We start from the raw sequence: 17,438 nt of genomic DNA, 5'->3' as shown, positions 1-17,438 counted from the left end.
TTACACAACCCATTTACAAAGTTGCTCGCCAATTCACAGCGGAGAAAATTTCGCACCAATTCCGTTGTATAAACAGTTGAAAAATCAACCGCACTTAAGCCAAGATCTGATTAAATGGCAAGAAAATTGGCAAGCCTGCGATCAACTACAAATGAATGGTGCGGTATTAGAACAACAATCTTTGGCAGAAATTTCCGATCATCAAAGCACGCTTTCAAAACACGGACGATATTTAGCTCAAGAAATAGCAAAAGAAACTGGCATACCGACTTACTATTATTTATATCGTGTAGGTGGGCAATCTTTAGAATCTGAAAAATCCCGTTGCTGCCCTTCTTGTGGTGCAAATTGGGCGTTAAAAGATGCGATTTTTGATACCTTTCATTTTAAATGCGATACCTGTCGATTAGTTTCGAATCTATCGTGGAATTTTTTGTAATTTAAGTCCATGCCTCGACTCTCTGTTGGAATGATAAAGTCTTAGCCCCCTTCCGACGCTTCGCGCCACCTTCCCCCCGCAAGCAAGGGAAGGCAAATTATTGTTTAACATATAAAGGAAAAATAAATGAATTACCAAGACAACAGCTTAAAATCCTTAAAACTAGGTCAAAAAACGGAATACGCCTCTCAATATGACCGCACTTTATTACAGCCTGTGCCACGTGCGTTAAATCGCGATGGATTGGGCATTACTCAAAACCAACCATTTACTATCGGCGCCGATATTTGGACGGCTTATGAAATCTCGTGGCTCAACGAAAAAGGCTTACCGCAAGTGGCTATCGCAGACATTTATCTGGATTATCAAAGCCAAAATTTGATTGAATCAAAAAGTTTTAAACTTTATTTAAATAGCTTTAACCAAAGCAAATTTACCGACTTCAATGCCGTTCAACAAACTATGCAACGCGATTTAATCGAATGTGCGCAAGGCGATGTAAAAGTGCGGTTAAATCCAGTGGCAGTTTATGATGCTCAAAAAATTGAGCATTTACAAGGCGATTGCATTGATGAACAAGATATTGAAATTACTAGCTACGAATTTAACGCTAATTGGCTGAAAGATTGCGTATCGGATGAAATTGTCGAAGAAAAATTAGTCAGCCATTTATTGAAATCTAACTGCCTCATTACCAATCAGCCAGACTGGGGAACCTTGCATATTCATTATGTTGGTAAAAAAATCAATCAGGAAAAATTATTGCGTTACGTTGTATCGTTCCGTCAGCATAATGAATTCCACGAACAATGTGTCGAACGTATTTTTTGCGATTTAATGCACTACGCAAAACCAGAAAAACTCACCGTTTACGCACGCTATACCCGTCGTGGCGGATTAGACATTAATCCATTCCGCTCTAATTTTGAGAATTTACCTGAAAATTTAAGATTAGCGAGACAGTAAAAAACGGCGGTGAAATTTCACCGCACTTTTCTCTACCCTTGTTTCAAATCATTTGCCTGTTGCAATAGCTGACGGCTTTCTTTTAAGAATTGTTCGGAATAATCGCCAAACCAGTCACGCACCTTGTGGAAAGCATCAATAAAACCTTGACGATCATTCTTTTCAAAGAAAGTTAAGGCTTCGTCGTAAGTTTGTTTTAGCGTTTCAATTACCGCTAAATTTTCTGGCTTATCCATAATAATATCTGCGTAAAGCTCTGCATCTTGCGCAAATAAGCGACCGATCATCGCAAGTTCTAAGCGATAAATAGGAGAAGAAAGCGCCAATAAATTAGCAAGATTAACGGGCTGTTTGGAAAGGTGTAAACCATTCGCAAAAGTCGAAAAATGGCGCAAGGCTTGTATATAAGTCATATTGTGATCGTGTTCTGTGGCATTGGTTTGATAAATTTTTGCGCCCCAAATTTGAATTTGCTCAAGTAACCATTCATAACGTTCAGGAAAACGTCCATCACAACGTACAACCACTTGTTTTGCCATACTTGCAATATCTGCACCAAACATTGGATGTAAACCTAAAACTGCACCAGAATGAACTTCAAGCATTTTCGCTAGCGGTTCACGCTTAACAGAAGTTAAATCTGCAAGCAACATATTTTCTGTTAAATAAGGTTTTAGTCGCTCAATCGTTTCCAAAGTAATATTGATGGGGACGGAAACGATCACGACATCAGCATTCGCTAAAATACTTTCAGCCACCGCCCAATCTTCGCGATCTAAAATAGAAATTGGATAGCCAGATGCACGTAAATAACGGGCAAATAAACCACCTAATTTACCATAGCCACCCACAATAACAATTTTGTGAATATCAGAATTGATAGTTTTAAAACCAAATTGGTTTTCATTGGCATAGGATTCACGCATAAAACGGCGTAGAACATCTTCAATCAAATCGGCTGAAATGCCTGCTTTTTCAGCTTCTAAACGACGTGCTTGGAGCATTGCTATTTCACGTTCTGGCGCATAAATAGGTAATCCATGTTGGTGTTTAACTTTACCGACTTGAGAAACCAACTCAAGACGTTTAGCAAAAAGTTGGATAAGTTCGCGATCAAGCGAATCAATTTCAGAACGTAAATCTTTAAGGGCTTCCATAAAACTCACCTGTAATGTTTATCTTACATATATTGTAAAAAATTAATTACAAGGAGATTACTAGAATTTTACAGGAAAGACAATGAAGTTATGCGGATTGTGTAATTAATCGTTGTGGGCGAATAATATTCCCGTCGATTAATGCCACGCCTAAGAATAAATTCTCCGCTGAAAATAACCGCACTTGACCGCTTAATTGCTGTTCATTAGCAAATTTCACTCGCTGACCAAAACCAATGGCTTTACTCTGCTCTACATCCAAATGCAAAGCGGGCAATTTACTTACTGCGGTATCGGTTGGAAGTAATAGACGATCCAATTCACTTAATGGAAAACTTTCAGCGAGCAGTTGTAACTCATTGATTGGCATCATTTCTGCTACGGGGTAATCCGCTACGGCTGTGCGGCGTAACATTGTCACATGCGCGCCACAACCTAGCACTTCACCCAAATCATCGACTAAGGTGCGAATATAAGTGCCTTTTGAACAATGTACTTCTAAGGTTAAAAAAGGTGCGTGATATTCAATAAAATTAAGTTCAAAAATCGTAATTGGACGTGCCTCACGCTCAACCGTAATACCTTGACGCGCATATTCATAAAGCGGTTTACCGTTATGTTTTAGTGCGGAAAACATGGTCGGCACTTGCAAAATATCGCCACGAAATTGTTCAAGTGCGGTCAAAATTTGCGGAGTTTCAACATGAACTTCACGAGTTTCCACGACTTGCCCTTCCGCATCGGAAGTATCGGTACGTTCGCCTAATTTTGCCGTAACAAGATAACGCTTATCGGCATCAAGCAAAAATTGTGAAAACTTAGTTGCTTCACCCAAGCAAATTGGCAACATTCCCGTAGCCAACGGATCGAGCGCACCTGTATGCCCTGCTTTATTCGCTTGAAATAAACGCTTCACCTTTTGCATAATGTCATTTGATGACATGCCTTGTGGTTTATCCAACAAAAACACACCATCAACATCACGCCAGCGTTTACGAGGTCTAGACATTAGTTGCTTTCCTCAACGTGTTTTTTCTCATCTTCACGCACAACATTTGTCACAAGATTTGACATACGCATCCCTTCCACTAAGGATTGATCGTAAATAAAGCGAATCTCTGGCACAATACGTAAACGCATCGCTTTGCCTAGTAATGAACGAATATAAGGCGATGCTTTTTCTAAGCCTTTCATGCCTTGCTCAATTGCCGTTTCATCGTGATCAAATAAAAAAGTCACAAAGATTTTTGCGTAAGATAAATCACTTGATACTTCCACATCAGAAACCGTCACCATCCCAATACGGGGATCTTTCACTTCGCGTTGTAAAATGACTGCTATTTCTTTTTGTATTTCTTGAGCGACGCGATCGCTACGTTTAAATTCTCTTGCCATAGTTATTCCTTATTTATAAAAGCACCTCATTCTACTGGAAATCATTGAATTTAGCACGCAAAAATCCCTTTCAACCCGATACTGTTTTTCGATAGAATGACACCTGATAATTTGTTTGAATATTCAAACTTCCGATAAAAATCACTTTACAGAGGGCATAATTTATGCAAGCGAGACGAGACGAGACGAGACGAGACGACCAAGATTGTCGATGAAAATCACACATTACAACAAGCATTTTTAAATGAATTAGATGAAAAACTTTGGGCATCTGCCGATAAACTCCGCCAACAACTTGATGCCGCAAACTATAAACATATCGTTCTTGGTCTTATCTTCTTAAAATACATTTCTGATAGTTTTACCCATCAACAAGAAAAAATTCAGGCGGAACTCTCCACACCTGAAAATCCCCTCTATCTTGACCGCACTTTTTTTGATACTGAAGAAGAATATCAAGAAGCCTTAACCGCAGAACTAGAAAACCGTGATTATTACACCGCTGATAACGTATTTTGGGTGCCAGCTTCTGCACGTTGGCAAGCCTTACAAGAAGTCTCTATTCTCAACACTGGGGCAGAATTGCCTTGGGGAGGAAAATTTGCAGGCGTGGCACGTTTGATTGACGATGCCTTCGATGCCATTGAAAAAGACAACGAAAAACTCAAAGGCGTACTCCAACGCATCAGCGGCTATGCTGTAAATGAAGACACCCTGCGCGGACTGATTATCCTCTTCTCCGATACCCACTTTACCCGTCCAACTTACAACGGCGAGCCTGTACATTTAGGCGCAAAAGATATTCTCGGGCATGTTTACGAATACTTCCTCGGTCTCTTTGCCCAAGCAGAAGGCAAACGCGGTGGGCAATATTTCACGCCAAAATCCATCGTTTCCCTGATTGTCGAAATGCTCGAGCCCTATTCAGGACGCGTGTATGACCCAGCCATGGGCAGCGGCGGCTTTTTCGTGCAAACCGAACGTTTATCACCGCCCATCAAGGCAACATCAACAACGTTTCCATCTACGGGCAAGAATTCAACCCCACCACTTGGAAACTTGCCGCCATGAATATGGCGATTCGTGGCATTGATTACGACTTCGGCAAATACAACGCCGACAGTTTCACCCAGCCACAACACATCGACAAAAAGATGGATTTCATCATGGCAAACCCACCATTCAACATCAGCGATTGGTGGAGCGAATCCCTTGCCGATGATCCACGTTGGGCATACGGCACGCCGCCTAAAGGCAACGCCAACTTCGCTTGGCTGCAACACATGATTTACCACCTCTCGCCCAACGGCAAAATGGCATTGTTGCTTGCCAACGGCTCCATGAGTAGCCAAACCAACAACGAAGGCGAAATCCGCAAAGGCATCATCAATGCCAACTTGGTGGAATGTATGGTTGCCCTGCCCGGCCAGCTCTTTACCAACACCCAAATCCCCGCCTGTATTTGGTTTTTAAATCGCAACAAAAAACGTAAAGGCGAAGTGTTGTTTATCGATGCCCGCCAAATTGGCTACATGAAAGACCGCGTATTGCGTGATTTCACCGCTGACGACATCGCCAAAATTGCCAACACCCTCCACGCTTGGCAAAAATCAGATGGCTACGAAGACCAAGCCGCTTTCTGCAAATCCACTACGTTAGAAGAGATTAAAGACAACGACTTCGTCCTCACACCGGGACGCTATGTCGGCACCGCAGAACAAGAAGACGACGGCGTGCCATTTGCAGAAAAAATGCAAAATCTGACCGCTCTTTTGAAGGAGCAATTTGCAAAAAGTGCGGAATTGGAAGCGGAGATTAAGAAGAATTTAGGGGGATTGGGGTATGAATAATCAAGAATTTATCCCTGCAAGTGAATTTTGTGATTTAGTTACTGATGGAACCCATGACTCACCAAAGAAAACAGAATTTGGCGTTAAATTAGTAACATCTAAAAATATTGTTGGTGGAAAATTAGATTTAACGTCAGCATATTTTATTTCAGAATCTGATGCTCAAAATATCAATAAAAGAAGTCAAGTTCATATAAATGATGTTTTACTTTCAATGATAGGGACCGTTGGTGAAGTTGCTTTGATTGAAAAAGAGCCTGATTTTGTAATTAAGAATGTTGGTTTATTGAAAAACTCAGATCCTAAAAAAGCCAAATGGCTTTATTATTATCTGAAAAGCCCAATTACCCAAAATCTGATAAAAGATAGATTAAGAGGAACAACTCAACAATACATTCCTTTAGGTGAATTAAGAAACCTTCCTATTTTAAAGCCTAATAGCGAAGAGCATTTGCAAAATACGATTGAGCAACTTTCATCATTAGATAAAAAAATCCAACTCAACACCCAAATCAACCAAACCTTGGAACAAATCGCCCAAGCCCTGTTTAAAAGCTGGTTTGTCGATTTTGATCCCGTGCGTACCAAAGTCCAAGCCCTTTCAGACGGCCTGAGTCTTGAACAAGCGGAACTTGCCGCCATGCAGACAATCAGTGGAAAAACACCCGAAGAACTGACCGCACTTTCACAAACACAGCCTGAACACTACGCCGAATTAGCCGAAACCGCCAAAGCGTTTCCGTGTGAGATGGTGGAGGTTGATGGGGTTGATGGGGTTGAAGTGCCGAAGGGGTGGGAATGTTTTTCCTTAAGGGAATTATCTTCGGTAGTATCAAAAGGAACAACACCTAAAAAATCATCATTGAGTAGTTGTGATTCAAAAGAAACCGTTCCTTTCATTAAGGTAAAAGATATAAGTGAGTCGGGTCAGATTCTTATCAATCAAGTGGAACAAATTCCTGAAAAAATAAGTTCAACTGAACTTAAACGCTCAATATTACATAAGAATGATATTTTAATATCTATTGCAGGAACTATTGGACGTGTCGCTATTGTTCCTAATGAATTAGAAAATGCTAATACAAACCAAGCAATTTCTTTTATTAGACTCTATAACGATAATTTAGTCGGAATAATATCTACATTTTTAAAAAGTAGAAAAAACCAAAAAGATATACTGTCCAAAGTCATTCAGGGTGTACAAGCAAACATTAGTTTAGAGGTGGTAAGAAATATCAAGATTTTCCTACCAATTAATTTTGATCATAAAGCAATTTTAATTTTTAACTCTTTACTCAATAAACAACTTATCAATCAAAAAGAAAATCTTTTGACTGAGAAATCAAGAGATTTATTATTGCCTCAATTATTGAGTGGAGAGATTGATGAAAAATAATTATTTAGAGCGTCTTTTCATTGAAGAATTAAATTCAGAAGGAGAAGAGATAGTTATCAGAGGAAGTGTTTTTCTTCGGGACCAAATTTTATCTAAACTAGAACCTGAAACTTATGAATTAGCCTTTCAAGACTGGAAAAACCAACGTAAACAACAAGCAATTGATACTGCTAATCAGATTTTAGAAATTGCAGATAATAAACAACGATTCCATAAGCTAAAAGAAATCTTTAGAAGAAAGAAACTAACTCCATTTATTGGTGCGGGGCTTTCTATGCCTTCAGGATTTCCATCATGGAAAGATTTTCTTTATGAAGTACAAAAAGAATCAGGAGCAGAACTCTCTTCTTTTGAAGAATATATTCATAAAGGAGAATACGAAGAAGCTGCACAATTATTATGTGATGTAGATGAAAGTCATCTACACGAACATTTAGAAAATCAATTTGGTAAATCTCTAAATCTTGGAGAACTACAAGGGATTATATGTAGACTACCTGAATTTTTTAAAGAAACCATAATTACAACAAATTACGATGATTTGCTTAAACAAATATATGCAGATCAAGATATTCATTTTGATCAAGTACTATTTGGTATTGATGCTGAAGAGTTTAAAAAATTATTTGGAGAAGGCTATCGTATTCTTTTAAAACTATACGGTTCATTTATCAGTAAAAATAAAAGAGTACTAACCCAAGATGATTATCAAAAACATTATTCTGAACACAATATTCTCAAAACCTGTGTAATGGAATCATTATTTTCTCAATCTTTGCTATTTTTAGGTTGTAGTCTAGATAAAGATCGAACATTGCAATGTATGGCAGAAATTGTCGAAGAACGAGGCAAAGATAATCTACCTAAACACTATGCTTTTTTATCTTGTGAAAACTTATCCGATAAAGAACGAACAACTCGCAGAAAAGTACTTCAAAAATCCAATATTTTCCCAATTTGGTATGATGGCGATCATGATGAAAGCATTGAAGCCTTGCTGGAATTATTAAATGATGGAGAACAATAAAATGCTCAACGAAAACGACATAGAACAACTCACTCTTCAGCGCCTGCAATCCCTCGGTTGGGAATATCGCTATGGTAAAGACTTGCCTGTTCATGAGGGCAAGTTTGCCCGTGGCGATTTGAGCGGCGTAGTCTTTGTTGAGCAACTGCGTGAGGCGGTGCGTAAACTTAATCCTCAGCTGCCTGAAAGTGCGGTTGATTCTGTAGTGAAATCGGCAACGAAAAGCGATATTGGCGACTTGGTTGTGCGTAATCAGACGTTTTATAAACTGCTGCGTGATGGCGTGCGGGTCGAATATACGCAAAACGGCGAACAGAAAATTGAGATGGTGCGTTTGGTGGATTTCGAGCATTGGGGAAACAACCGTTTTGTCGCCGTCAATCAGCTGGAAATCCGCAGCCGTAAAGGGGGCAAGCGGATTCCCGATATTATCGGCTTTGTAAATGGCTTACCGTTGGTGGTATTTGAGCTCAAAAATCCACTACGTGAATCGGCGGATTTGTTGCAAGCGTTTAATCAGTTTGAAACCTATAAAGATGAAATTGCCGAGCTGTTTGTTTACAACCAAGCTCTGATTATTTCAGACGGCATTGTCGCCCGTTTGGGTTCGCTTTCGGCAGATTTCCAACGCTTTACGCCGTGGAAAGTGGTCGATGAAAAAAATAAAAGCGCGCGGTTATATTTTGACGATGAGTTGCAAAGCCTGCTTAATGGCCTGTTGCAGCCTAAGGATTTACTCGACTATATCCGCTATTTCGTCTTGTTTGAACGGGATTCCGTTGGCAAAACCATTAAAAAAATCGCGGCGTATCAATATTACGGCGTAAATGAAGCGGTAGAATCCACGATTTTTGCCACAAGCGAGCAAGGCGATAAACGCATTGGTGTGATGTGGCATACGCAGGGTTCGGGCAAGTCGATTTCGATGCTGTTTTATGCAGGCAAACTGCTTGCACAGCCTGAATTGAAAAATCCTACCATTGTAGTGGTTACCGACCGCAACGATTTAGACGGTCAGCTCTTCCAAACCTTTTCTTCAGGCAAAGATTTAATCAAGCAAACACCGCAACAAGTGGAAGACCGTGATCAACTGCGCCAACTGCTCGCACAAAATGAAGTCGGCGACGTATTTTTTACCACGATTCAGAAATTCGCCCTAAATGAGGAAGAAAGCCGCTTCCCTATTTTAAATGAGCGCAACAATATTATTGTGATCAGCGATGAGGCTCACCGCAGCCAATATGGCTTTACGCAAAAGCTGCATAACGGCAAGTTTCAGACAGGTTATGCTCGCCATTTGCGTGATGCTTTACCTAATGCCTCGTTTATTGGTTTTACAGGTACGCCAATTAGCCTTGAAGATAAGGACACGCAAGATGTGTTCGGTCGTTATGTGTCCATTTATGACTTGCAAGATGCGGTGGAAGATGGTGCAACTGTGCCGATTGTGTATGAAGCACGCCAAATCAAGCTAGCGGAGAATGCTAATCACGATGAATTATTTGCAGAAATTGATGAACTGCTGGAAGGCGAAGAAAACCCGAAATTACGCTTGCGAGAAAAATTGTTCGGCTCAGAAGCACGATTGCATGATTTAGCGATCGATTTTGTGCAACATTTTGCAAAACGCAATGAAGTGGTTGACAGCAAAGCGATGATGGTGGTTTCCAGCCGTCAGATTTGCGTGGACTTATACAATGAAATCATCAAATTGCGCCCTGAATGGCATTCGGACAATATCAACGAAGGGGCGATTAAAATTGTGATGACAGGTTCTGCTTCCGATGCGTCTGAAATGCAGAAACACGTTTACAGTAAGCAGGAAAAACAAACGCTAGAACGCCGCTTTAAAGACCCGAACGATCCGCTGAAGGTGGTGATTGTGCGTGATATGTGGCTGACAGGCTTTGATGCACCGTGCTGTAACACTATGTATCTTGATAAGCCAATGAAGGGGCATAACCTAATGCAAGCCATCGCACGAGTAAACCGTGTATTCCGCAATAAAAGCCGAGAAAATGGCGGCTTGATTGTGGATTATGTAGGCATTGCTGACGAGCTCGAAAAAGCCACTCGGCAATATACAAACTCACAAGGCAAGGGCAAACTGGCTGATAGCGTGATTGATGTATTCTTTAAAATGAAAGAGCATTTAGAAGTTATCCGCAGCCTGTTTGCAACGCCAGTTGAGGGGAAAACCTTTGATGTTCAGACGGTCTTAGAAAAAGATAATCCGAATGATCTTTTGATGGCGATTCGTTTTGCCGCCAACCATATTTTAAGCCTTGATCAATTATCGTTTGATGGCAAAGCGCACGAGCAGCATTGGTTTAATAAAAAAGAAACCGAACCACGCAAAAAAGCCTTTTTGAAAGCGGCAGGCTTGGTAAAAAAAGGCTATATGCTGTGCGGCACATTGGCTGAAGTTGAGCCGTATAACCAAGAAATCGCCTTTTATGATGCCGTACGGGCAATTTTAACTAAACGTGAACAAAAAGGCACAGGCACAAATGAAAGACAGATTTTATTGAAAAAATTGGTTAATCAAACTGTGTATTCTGAAGGCGTGATTGATTTATTTGATCTGCTAGAAAAACCACAACCACAAATTAGCTTGCTTTCCGAGGAATTTTTACAAACTGTAAAAAATAGCCCGACTAAAAATTTATGGGTTACGGCAATGGAACGTTATTTAGCAAGTGAAATTAAAGTTAAATCAGGCACAAACTTAACATTGCAAAAAGATTTTGAACGGCGTTTGAAGGAAGCATTGAATCAATACCACAATCACAATTTGACTGTGGTAGAGATTTTGGACGAACTCTTTAAAATGAGCCAAGATTTCCAAGAACGTTTAGCATTAGGGAAAAAACTAGGATTAACCAAGGAAGAACTAGCCTTCTATGAAGCTCTATCTCAAAATCAAAGTGCAAAAGATTTGATGGGTGATGAAGTGCTTTCTAAACTGGCGAAAGAAATCACGGAAACACTTAGAAAATCGGTCACAATCGACTGGCAGTACAAAGAAGCGGTGCGGGCAAAAATGCGTATTCTCGTTAAACGCGCACTACAACGCTACAAATATCCACCCGATAAACAGGAAGAAGCGATAACTTATGTGATTAAACAAGCTGAAGAAATTGCTGAGGATTTAACTGGTTTATAATTTTGATGCGGTTTATTTAATAACAAAAGGGCGATTAAAAACACTATGATTTTTAACCGCCCTTTATTTTGTTAAAGATTAAATCGAACGTTTAACTTCAACCACTTCAAATACCTCAATTTGGTCGCCGACTTTTACATCATTGTAGTTTTTCACGCCGATACCACATTCCATACCGTTACGAACTTCAGATACATCGTCTTTGAAACGGCGAAGAGATTCTAATTCCCCTTCAAAGATAACGACGTTGTCACGTAATACACGGATTGGGTTGTTACGTTTCACTACACCCTCGGTTACCATACAACCTGCGATTGCACCAAATTTCGGATGACGGAATACATCACGAACTTCAGCTAAGCCAATAATTTCTTGTTTAAATTCAGGCTCTAACATACCGCTCATTGCTGCTTTAATTTCATTCAATAATTCATAAATGATTGAGTAGTAACGTAAATCAATGTTTTCAGCTTCAATGACACGACGAGCTGTTGCATCCGCTCGAACATTAAAGCCAACAATGATGGCATTAGATGCGGTAGCTAAAGTTGCATCAGTTTCAGTAATACCACCTACACCTGAACCAACAACTTTAACTTTTACTTCATTAGTAGAAAGTTCATTTAACGCTTGAACAATCGCTTCTACAGAGCCTTGTACATCCGCTTTCACAATAACGTTCAATTCAGCCACATCGCCTTCAGACATATTGCTAAACATATTTTCAAGTTTCGCTTTTTGCTGACGAGCTAATTTCACTTCACGGAATTTACCTTGACGATATAACGCCACTTCACGTGCTTTTTTCTCATCACGTACAACGGTTGCTTCATCACCTGCTGCAGGCACACCTGAAAGACCTAATAATTCAACTGGAATTGAAGGCCCTGCTTCATCCACTTCTTTCCCGTTTTCATCACGCATTGCGCGCACACGGCCATATTCAAAACCACAAAGTACGATGTCGCCTTTACGTAGTGTACCTGATTGAACCAAGATAGTTGCCACAGGGCCACGACCTTTATCCAAGTAAGATTCAATGACTACACCACTTGCCATGCCGTCTTTTACAGCGGTCAATTCAAGCACTTCAGATTGAAGTAAGATTGCATCTAATAAATCATCAACCCCTGTACCTTTCTTCGCCGATACAGGAACGAATTGCACATCACCACCGAATTTCTCAGAAATGACATCATGTTGTAATAATTCTTGCTCAACACGATCTAGATTTGCTTCTGGTTTATCGATTTTATTTACTGCAACCACTAAAGGTGCACCCGCTGCTTTTGCGTGTTGAATCGCTTCGATAGTTTGAGGCATCACACCATCATCGGCCGCAACAACAAGAACAACGATATCTGTTGCTTTTGCACCACGTGCACGCATAGAAGTAAACGCTGCGTGTCCTGGCGTATCCAAGAAGGTGATCATTTTGCCATCATCCATTTCTACGTGATACGCACCGATATGTTGAGTAATACCACCCGCTTCGCCTGCAGCAACTTTCGCTTTACGAATATAGTCAAGTAAAGAGGTTTTACCATGATCAACGTGACCCATGATGGTTACAACTGGCGCACGGGTTACTTTTTCTGCGTTTACATCACGATCGCCTAATACCGCTTCTTCAAGCTCATTTTCATTACGAAGAATCACTTTATGACCAAGTTCTTCTGCTACTAATTGAGCGGTTTCTTGGTCGATAACTTGGTTGATAGTAACCATTTCGCCCATCTTCATCATCATTTTGATGATCTCTGTAGCTTTTACCGCCATCTTATTCGCAAGTTCTGCAACCGTAATGGTTTCTCCAATGACTACATCCGATTTAACTACTTGAGCAGGTTTAGTAAAGGCTTGTTGAAGTGCGGCACCTTTTTTGCCATTTTTACCTTTACCAAACTTAGCGTCTTTTTGATTTTTACGATTAGATTCGCGCTCGTTTTTCGAGTTTTTGCTATTTTCATCGTCGCGACCGCCTTTTTTCGCTTTCGCTACTTTATTTTTGCCACGGCCACGATTTTCATTACGACGATCTTCTTCATCTTCTGCTTCAAGTGCATATCTTGAACTTAGATTGTAATCAGAATAGTCTTCTGAAGAAGATTCATTGTCTGAATCATCTGCTTCAGCATAACGTTTCGCTTCTTCTGCTGCACGACGAGCTTGTTCTTCTGCTTTTTGACGAGCTAATTCTTCAGCTTTACGACGAAGTTCTGCTTCTTCTGCTTTACGTTTCTCTTTTTCAGGATCAACAGATTTCACTTTAGAATCTACCGCACTTTTTACTGGCTTAGCAGTTTCAGCTTTCACTTTTTCATCAGCTTCTTTCTTAGCTGCCACTTTTTCAGCTTCTAAACGAGCTTTTTCTTCTATTGCTTTTTGTTCAGCAATTTTTTTCGCTTCCGCTTCTTGCTGTGCTTTTAATTTTGCTTCTTCTTGTTGAGCAATATCAGTTTTTACTGTGCGTTTTTTACGTACTTCTACTTGTACTTCTTTGCTTTTACCGCCAGTTGTGGTGCTGCTCACTGTTGTTTTTGTTCTGCGTTGAATGCTTAATTTTTTTGGCGCATCAGCCTTAACATCTTCAGTCATTACTACTCTCCTTATTCTTCGCCAAACCAACAGATATTACGTGCAGCCATAATTAAATCTGCTGCCTGTTCTGCTGTTAATTCTTCAATATCTGCTAAATCATCTACACCCTGTTCGGCGAGTTCTTCGAGAGTAGTAATTTGTTTTTCAGCTAATCTGAATGCCACATGGCGATTCATACCATCTAAATTCAATAAGCGATCTTCAATATTTGCTTTTTTCAATGCCTCTTCTTCAGCTACTGCTGCGGCTGTAATCGCATTTTTAGCACGAGTTTGAAGTTCTTCAACAAGATCTTCATCTTCCAAACCATCAATTGCTGTCAATTCATTCATTGGCACATAAGCAATTTCTTCTAAACTTGTGAAGCCTTCTTCTACAAGGATTTGAGCAAATTCTTCATCAAGTTCTAATGCGTTAATAAATAAATTTAACACTTTGTTATCTTCTGCTTGATGCTTAGCATTTAACTCATCAGTCGTCATTACGTTTAGTGTCCAACCTGTTAATTGTGTTGCTAAACGCACGTTTTGACCATTACGACCAATGGCTTGAGCAAGATTATCAGCTTCAACAGCAATATCCATAGAATGATTATCTTCATCAACGATAATAGAAGAAACATCCGCAGGCGCCATCGCATTAATCACAAATTGTGCTGGATTATCATCCCAAAGCACGATATCTACACGCTCACCACCAAGTTCATTGGTAATGGCTTGAACACGCGCACCACGCATTCCTACACAAGCACCAACTGGATCAATTCGCTTATCATTTGATTTCACTGCAATTTTAGCGCGAGAGCCAGCATCACGAGCTGCACCACGAATTTCAATCATTTCTTCGCCAATTTCAGGCACTTCAATACGGAATAATTCGATCAACATTTCTGGTTTAGAACGTGTCACAAATAATTGTGCAGTTTTGCCTTCAGGATTTACTTTATAAAGCACCCCACGAACACGATCTCCCGGACGGAAGTTTTCACGTGGTAACATATCTTCACGTGCAATCATCGCTTCCGCTTTATTGCCAAGATCTAAAATAATACTGTCTCGACTTACTTTTTTTACAGTGCCTGTTACAATTTTTCCTTCTTCTTCACGAAATTGTTCAACCACTTTTGCACGTTCGGCTTCACGAATTTTAGTGCTAATAACTTGACGTGCTGTTTGCATTGCAATACGGTCAAATGCAATAGATTCAATTTGATCTTCTACATACTCTCCAAGTTGCAAATTTGGATCATCAAATTGCGCCGCTTCCAAAGTAATTTCCTTCGTTGGTACTTTTACTTCATCTACGACTAACCAACGGCGAAAAGTATCAAATTCTCCTGTTTTGGGATTAATTGAAACGCGAATATCCGTTTCATATTCAAACTTCTTCTTAGTAGAAATCGCAATCGCACTCTCTAATGCTTCAAAAATTTTCTCACGTGGTAATAATTTTTCATTGGATACAGCTTCCGCCGCCAGTAAAATTTCTTTACTCATTTCTCTTTTTCTCCTTTTAAAATTTTGCAACAACATTCGCTTTTTGAATGTTTCCGAAGACTAAAATTTGTTCTTGATCATCAACGATTAAAGTAATCATATCCTTTTCAATACGCTCTAACTTACCTTGCCATTTACGGCGTTCCATCACTGGAATTCGCAAATGCACAGCGATATCTTGCCCAATATAGCGTTCAAATTGCGGCAAGGTAAATAGCGGACGATCTAAACCGGGTGACGACACTTCTAGATTATATTTATCCGCAATTGGATCTTCCACGTCTAAAATTGCGCTCACTTGACGACTTACATCAGCACAATCATCAACTGTCACACCACCATCTTTATCTATAAATAAACGAACTGTCATAAAACGACCCATGCGCTGACACTCAATTCCCCACAATTCACAGCCTAAATCCTCTACCGCATCTTGTAGCATTTCTTGTAAATTTTGTTCTAATGTAGCCAATTTCTACTCCTATATAGGGTGTAATTCACCGCACTATATCATAACCTTATGAAACCTTATCCTAAACAATACTTATCCCTCTATTTTAGTAATAGTAAGAAGATAGTTTATTAAATCTCAGGCATAAAAAAAGGGTTAGGTTCATAAGAACCTAAGCCCAGTTACTAAATTTCTTATAGAAAAAAACCCCAAAACTGGGGTTCTTTTACTGAACTTATTATTGGTTGCGGGGGCTGGATTTGAACCAACGACCTTCGGGTTATGAGCCCGACGAGCTACCAAGCTGCTCCACCCCGCGTCCGAAATATGTGCCACATTATAGTGATAAAAATTTAATATGCAAGAAATTTTATAAAATCATTGATGATAAATACTAGAATAAGATAACATTTTCCAAAAAGTTTAGGAGCTAATTATAGCATATATGCTGTGTTATATTTTTAGGAATTCGTAAATATCTTTAATTTTGCCATAATTTACAAATCTATAGCTCCTATCATCAAAAATAAAGCGTGAAATAATGCCAATTAATTAACGCCATTATCAAGCCTCCCTGCCATAAAAAATCAATGATCGTCTCCAATCAATTTAGAGATGAATTGTTAATAAGGTAATAAGCCAATAATAAATAGACAATATTTAAGGTTATTCTAGCTTTCATACAAAAATTCAATCAATCTCGACTTTCCCTACCTTTCTTTTTTTGTTAGACTAACACGCAATTTTGGGGCTGATTCTGGATTCGACGGGATTAGCAAAGCCCAAGGTGCACGTCGAGGTGCGGTAGGCCTCGTAAATAAACCGCAAAAAAATAGTCGCAAACGACGAACAATACGCTTTAGCAGCTTAATAACCTGCATTTAGCCTTCGCGCTCCAGCTTCCGCTCGTAAGACGGGGATAACGCGGAGTCAAACCAAAACGAGATCGTGTGGAAGCCACCGTTTGAGGATCGAAGCACTAAATTGAATCAAACTAGCTTAAGTTTAGCGTGTCTGTCCGCATGCTTAAGTGAAATTAAAGACGAGACTAAACGTGTAGTACTGAAGGTAGAGTAATTTCGGACGGGGGTTCAACTCCCCCCAGCTCCACCAAAAACCAAAATCATACATCACTATAAGACATTACAAAGCCTTGATTTTACTGGAATTGACCTTCTCCAAAAAATTAGACTTATTTAGTTCAAGGGCTGAGCTATGTCATTCACAGGACTCAGCCATTTTGGTTTCCCCTGAATGCGCTCATGGTTGTAATAATGAATATATTCATGAATCGTTTTTTCCAGTTGTTCGAACGTTTCAAATCGTTTGCCGTAATAACATTCCGTTTTTAATCATCCAAAGAAGCTTTCCATCGCACTGTTATCTAAACAATTCCCCTTCCTTGACATACTTTGTTAAATGCCATTCTCCCTGAGTATGTTTTGATAACCTATCATCTGATACTGCCAACCTTGGTCGGAATGTAAAATCGGT

The 17,438-nt window shown here is 39.8% G+C and carries 11 protein-coding genes, 1 tRNA gene, 1 other RNA gene and 2 pseudogenes; 7 read left to right on the top strand and 8 right to left on the bottom strand.

Going from position 1 to position 17,438, the window contains the following annotated elements; translation table 11 throughout:
• Together HMPREF2813_RS06220 and queF are read left to right on the top strand one after the other, a co-directional pair.
• Positions 1-439, top strand: a 439-nt coding sequence (locus tag HMPREF2813_RS06220) for a DUF2310 family Zn-ribbon-containing protein (protein ID WP_070647011.1), incomplete at its 5' end; no start/stop codon positions are given.
• Positions 440-565: 126 nt separating this feature from the next.
• Entirely contained in the window at positions 566-1,405 is an 840-nt protein-coding gene (gene queF / locus HMPREF2813_RS06215; protein WP_005687273.1) for an NADPH-dependent 7-cyano-7-deazaguanine reductase QueF, read from the top strand.
• 32 nt (positions 1,406-1,437) lie between these two features.
• Here the strand turns inward: queF and tyrA are convergent, their stop codons facing one another.
• The 3 genes from tyrA to rbfA all read right to left on the bottom strand — a co-directional run bounded on the left by tyrA (position 1,438) and on the right by rbfA (position 3,957).
• The gene (tyrA, locus tag HMPREF2813_RS06210) at positions 1,438-2,562 is read right to left on the bottom strand and encodes a bifunctional chorismate mutase/prephenate dehydrogenase (RefSeq protein WP_005687274.1); all 1,125 of its coding nucleotides are present in this window, start codon (positions 2,560-2,562) and stop codon (positions 1,438-1,440) included.
• Between the two features lie 88 nt (positions 2,563-2,650).
• Positions 2,651-3,571, bottom strand: coding sequence for a tRNA pseudouridine(55) synthase TruB (gene truB, locus HMPREF2813_RS06205; protein ID WP_005687277.1), 921 nt, complete (start codon positions 3,569-3,571; stop codon positions 2,651-2,653).
• Positions 3,571-3,957 (bottom strand): 30S ribosome-binding factor RbfA, encoded by a 387-nt coding sequence (gene rbfA, locus HMPREF2813_RS06200; protein WP_005628626.1) that lies wholly within the window; start codon positions 3,955-3,957, stop codon positions 3,571-3,573. Before rbfA ends, truB begins: the two co-directional genes overlap by 1 nt.
• 160 nt (positions 3,958-4,117) lie before the next feature.
• Here rbfA and HMPREF2813_RS06195 point away from each other — a divergent pair.
• From HMPREF2813_RS06195 to HMPREF2813_RS06180, 4 genes and pseudogenes are all read left to right on the top strand, one after another.
• Positions 4,118-5,807 (top strand): annotated as a pseudogene (locus tag HMPREF2813_RS06195) (type I restriction-modification system subunit M).
• A complete protein-coding gene (locus tag HMPREF2813_RS06190; protein ID WP_005687281.1) occupies positions 5,800-7,203 on the top strand; it encodes a restriction endonuclease subunit S in 1,404 nt (467 codons plus the stop codon). The pseudogene HMPREF2813_RS06195 and the gene HMPREF2813_RS06190 overlap by 8 nt, the downstream one beginning before the upstream one ends.
• A complete protein-coding gene (locus HMPREF2813_RS06185) occupies positions 7,193-8,230 on the top strand; it encodes an SIR2 family protein (RefSeq protein WP_005687283.1) in 1,038 nt (345 codons plus the stop codon). The genes HMPREF2813_RS06190 and HMPREF2813_RS06185 overlap by 11 nt, the downstream gene beginning before the upstream one ends.
• Position 8,231: 1 nt before the next feature.
• The gene (locus HMPREF2813_RS06180; RefSeq protein WP_070647013.1) at positions 8,232-11,396 is read left to right on the top strand and encodes a type I restriction endonuclease subunit R; all 3,165 of its coding nucleotides are present in this window, start codon (positions 8,232-8,234) and stop codon (positions 11,394-11,396) included.
• A gap of 78 nt (positions 11,397-11,474) precedes the next feature.
• Here the strand turns inward: HMPREF2813_RS06180 and infB are convergent, their stop codons facing one another.
• The 4 genes from infB to HMPREF2813_RS06160 form a co-directional block, all read right to left on the bottom strand.
• Positions 11,475-13,994 carry a translation initiation factor IF-2 gene (gene infB, locus HMPREF2813_RS06175; protein WP_005687285.1) on the bottom strand — a complete coding sequence of 840 codons (2,520 nt, stop codon included), beginning with the start codon at positions 13,992-13,994 and terminating at the stop codon, positions 11,475-11,477.
• Positions 13,995-14,005: 11 nt separating this feature from the next.
• A complete protein-coding gene (gene nusA / locus HMPREF2813_RS06170) occupies positions 14,006-15,493 on the bottom strand; it encodes a transcription termination factor NusA (RefSeq protein WP_005652909.1) in 1,488 nt (495 codons plus the stop codon).
• 16 nt (positions 15,494-15,509) lie between these two features.
• Entirely contained in the window at positions 15,510-15,965 is a 456-nt protein-coding gene (gene rimP, locus HMPREF2813_RS06165; RefSeq protein WP_005687287.1) for a ribosome maturation factor RimP, read from the bottom strand.
• Positions 15,966-16,186: 221 nt separating this feature from the next.
• Positions 16,187-16,263: transfer RNA gene (locus tag HMPREF2813_RS06160), tRNA-Met, on the bottom strand.
• Between the two features lie 428 nt (positions 16,264-16,691).
• Here HMPREF2813_RS06160 and ssrA point away from each other — a divergent pair.
• Positions 16,692-17,057, top strand: a transfer-messenger RNA (tmRNA) gene (gene ssrA, locus HMPREF2813_RS06155).
• Between the two features lie 83 nt (positions 17,058-17,140).
• Here ssrA and HMPREF2813_RS06150 read toward each other — a convergent pair.
• A pseudogene (locus tag HMPREF2813_RS06150) lies at positions 17,141-17,438 on the bottom strand (transposase); the annotation flags it as partial.

Origin of the sequence: Haemophilus sp. HMSC066A11 (assembly GCF_001811665.1) — a bacterium.
Lineage (GTDB): Bacteria > Pseudomonadota > Gammaproteobacteria > Enterobacterales > Pasteurellaceae > Haemophilus > Haemophilus influenzae.
The sequence above is the reverse complement of the archived record's forward strand: the minus strand, read 5'-3'. Positions and strand labels throughout refer to the sequence as shown.

Coding starts and splice junctions, on each gene's coding strand:
- tyrA (WP_005687274.1), bottom strand. CDS start 2,562: ATGGAAGCCCTTAAAGATTTACGTTCTGAAATTGATTCGCTTGATCGC.
- HMPREF2813_RS06180 (WP_070647013.1), top strand. CDS start 8,232: ATGCTCAACGAAAACGACATAGAACAACTCACTCTTCAGCGCCTGCAA.
- HMPREF2813_RS06190 (WP_005687281.1), top strand. CDS start 5,800: ATGAATAATCAAGAATTTATCCCTGCAAGTGAATTTTGTGATTTAGTT.
- HMPREF2813_RS06185 (WP_005687283.1), top strand. CDS start 7,193: ATGAAAAATAATTATTTAGAGCGTCTTTTCATTGAAGAATTAAATTCA.
- infB (WP_005687285.1), bottom strand. CDS start 13,994: ATGACTGAAGATGTTAAGGCTGATGCGCCAAAAAAATTAAGCATTCAA.
- truB (WP_005687277.1), bottom strand. CDS start 3,571: ATGTCTAGACCTCGTAAACGCTGGCGTGATGTTGATGGTGTGTTTTTG.
- nusA (WP_005652909.1), bottom strand. CDS start 15,493: ATGAGTAAAGAAATTTTACTGGCGGCGGAAGCTGTATCCAATGAAAAA.
- queF (WP_005687273.1), top strand. CDS start 566: ATGAATTACCAAGACAACAGCTTAAAATCCTTAAAACTAGGTCAAAAA.
- rbfA (WP_005628626.1), bottom strand. CDS start 3,957: ATGGCAAGAGAATTTAAACGTAGCGATCGCGTCGCTCAAGAAATACAA.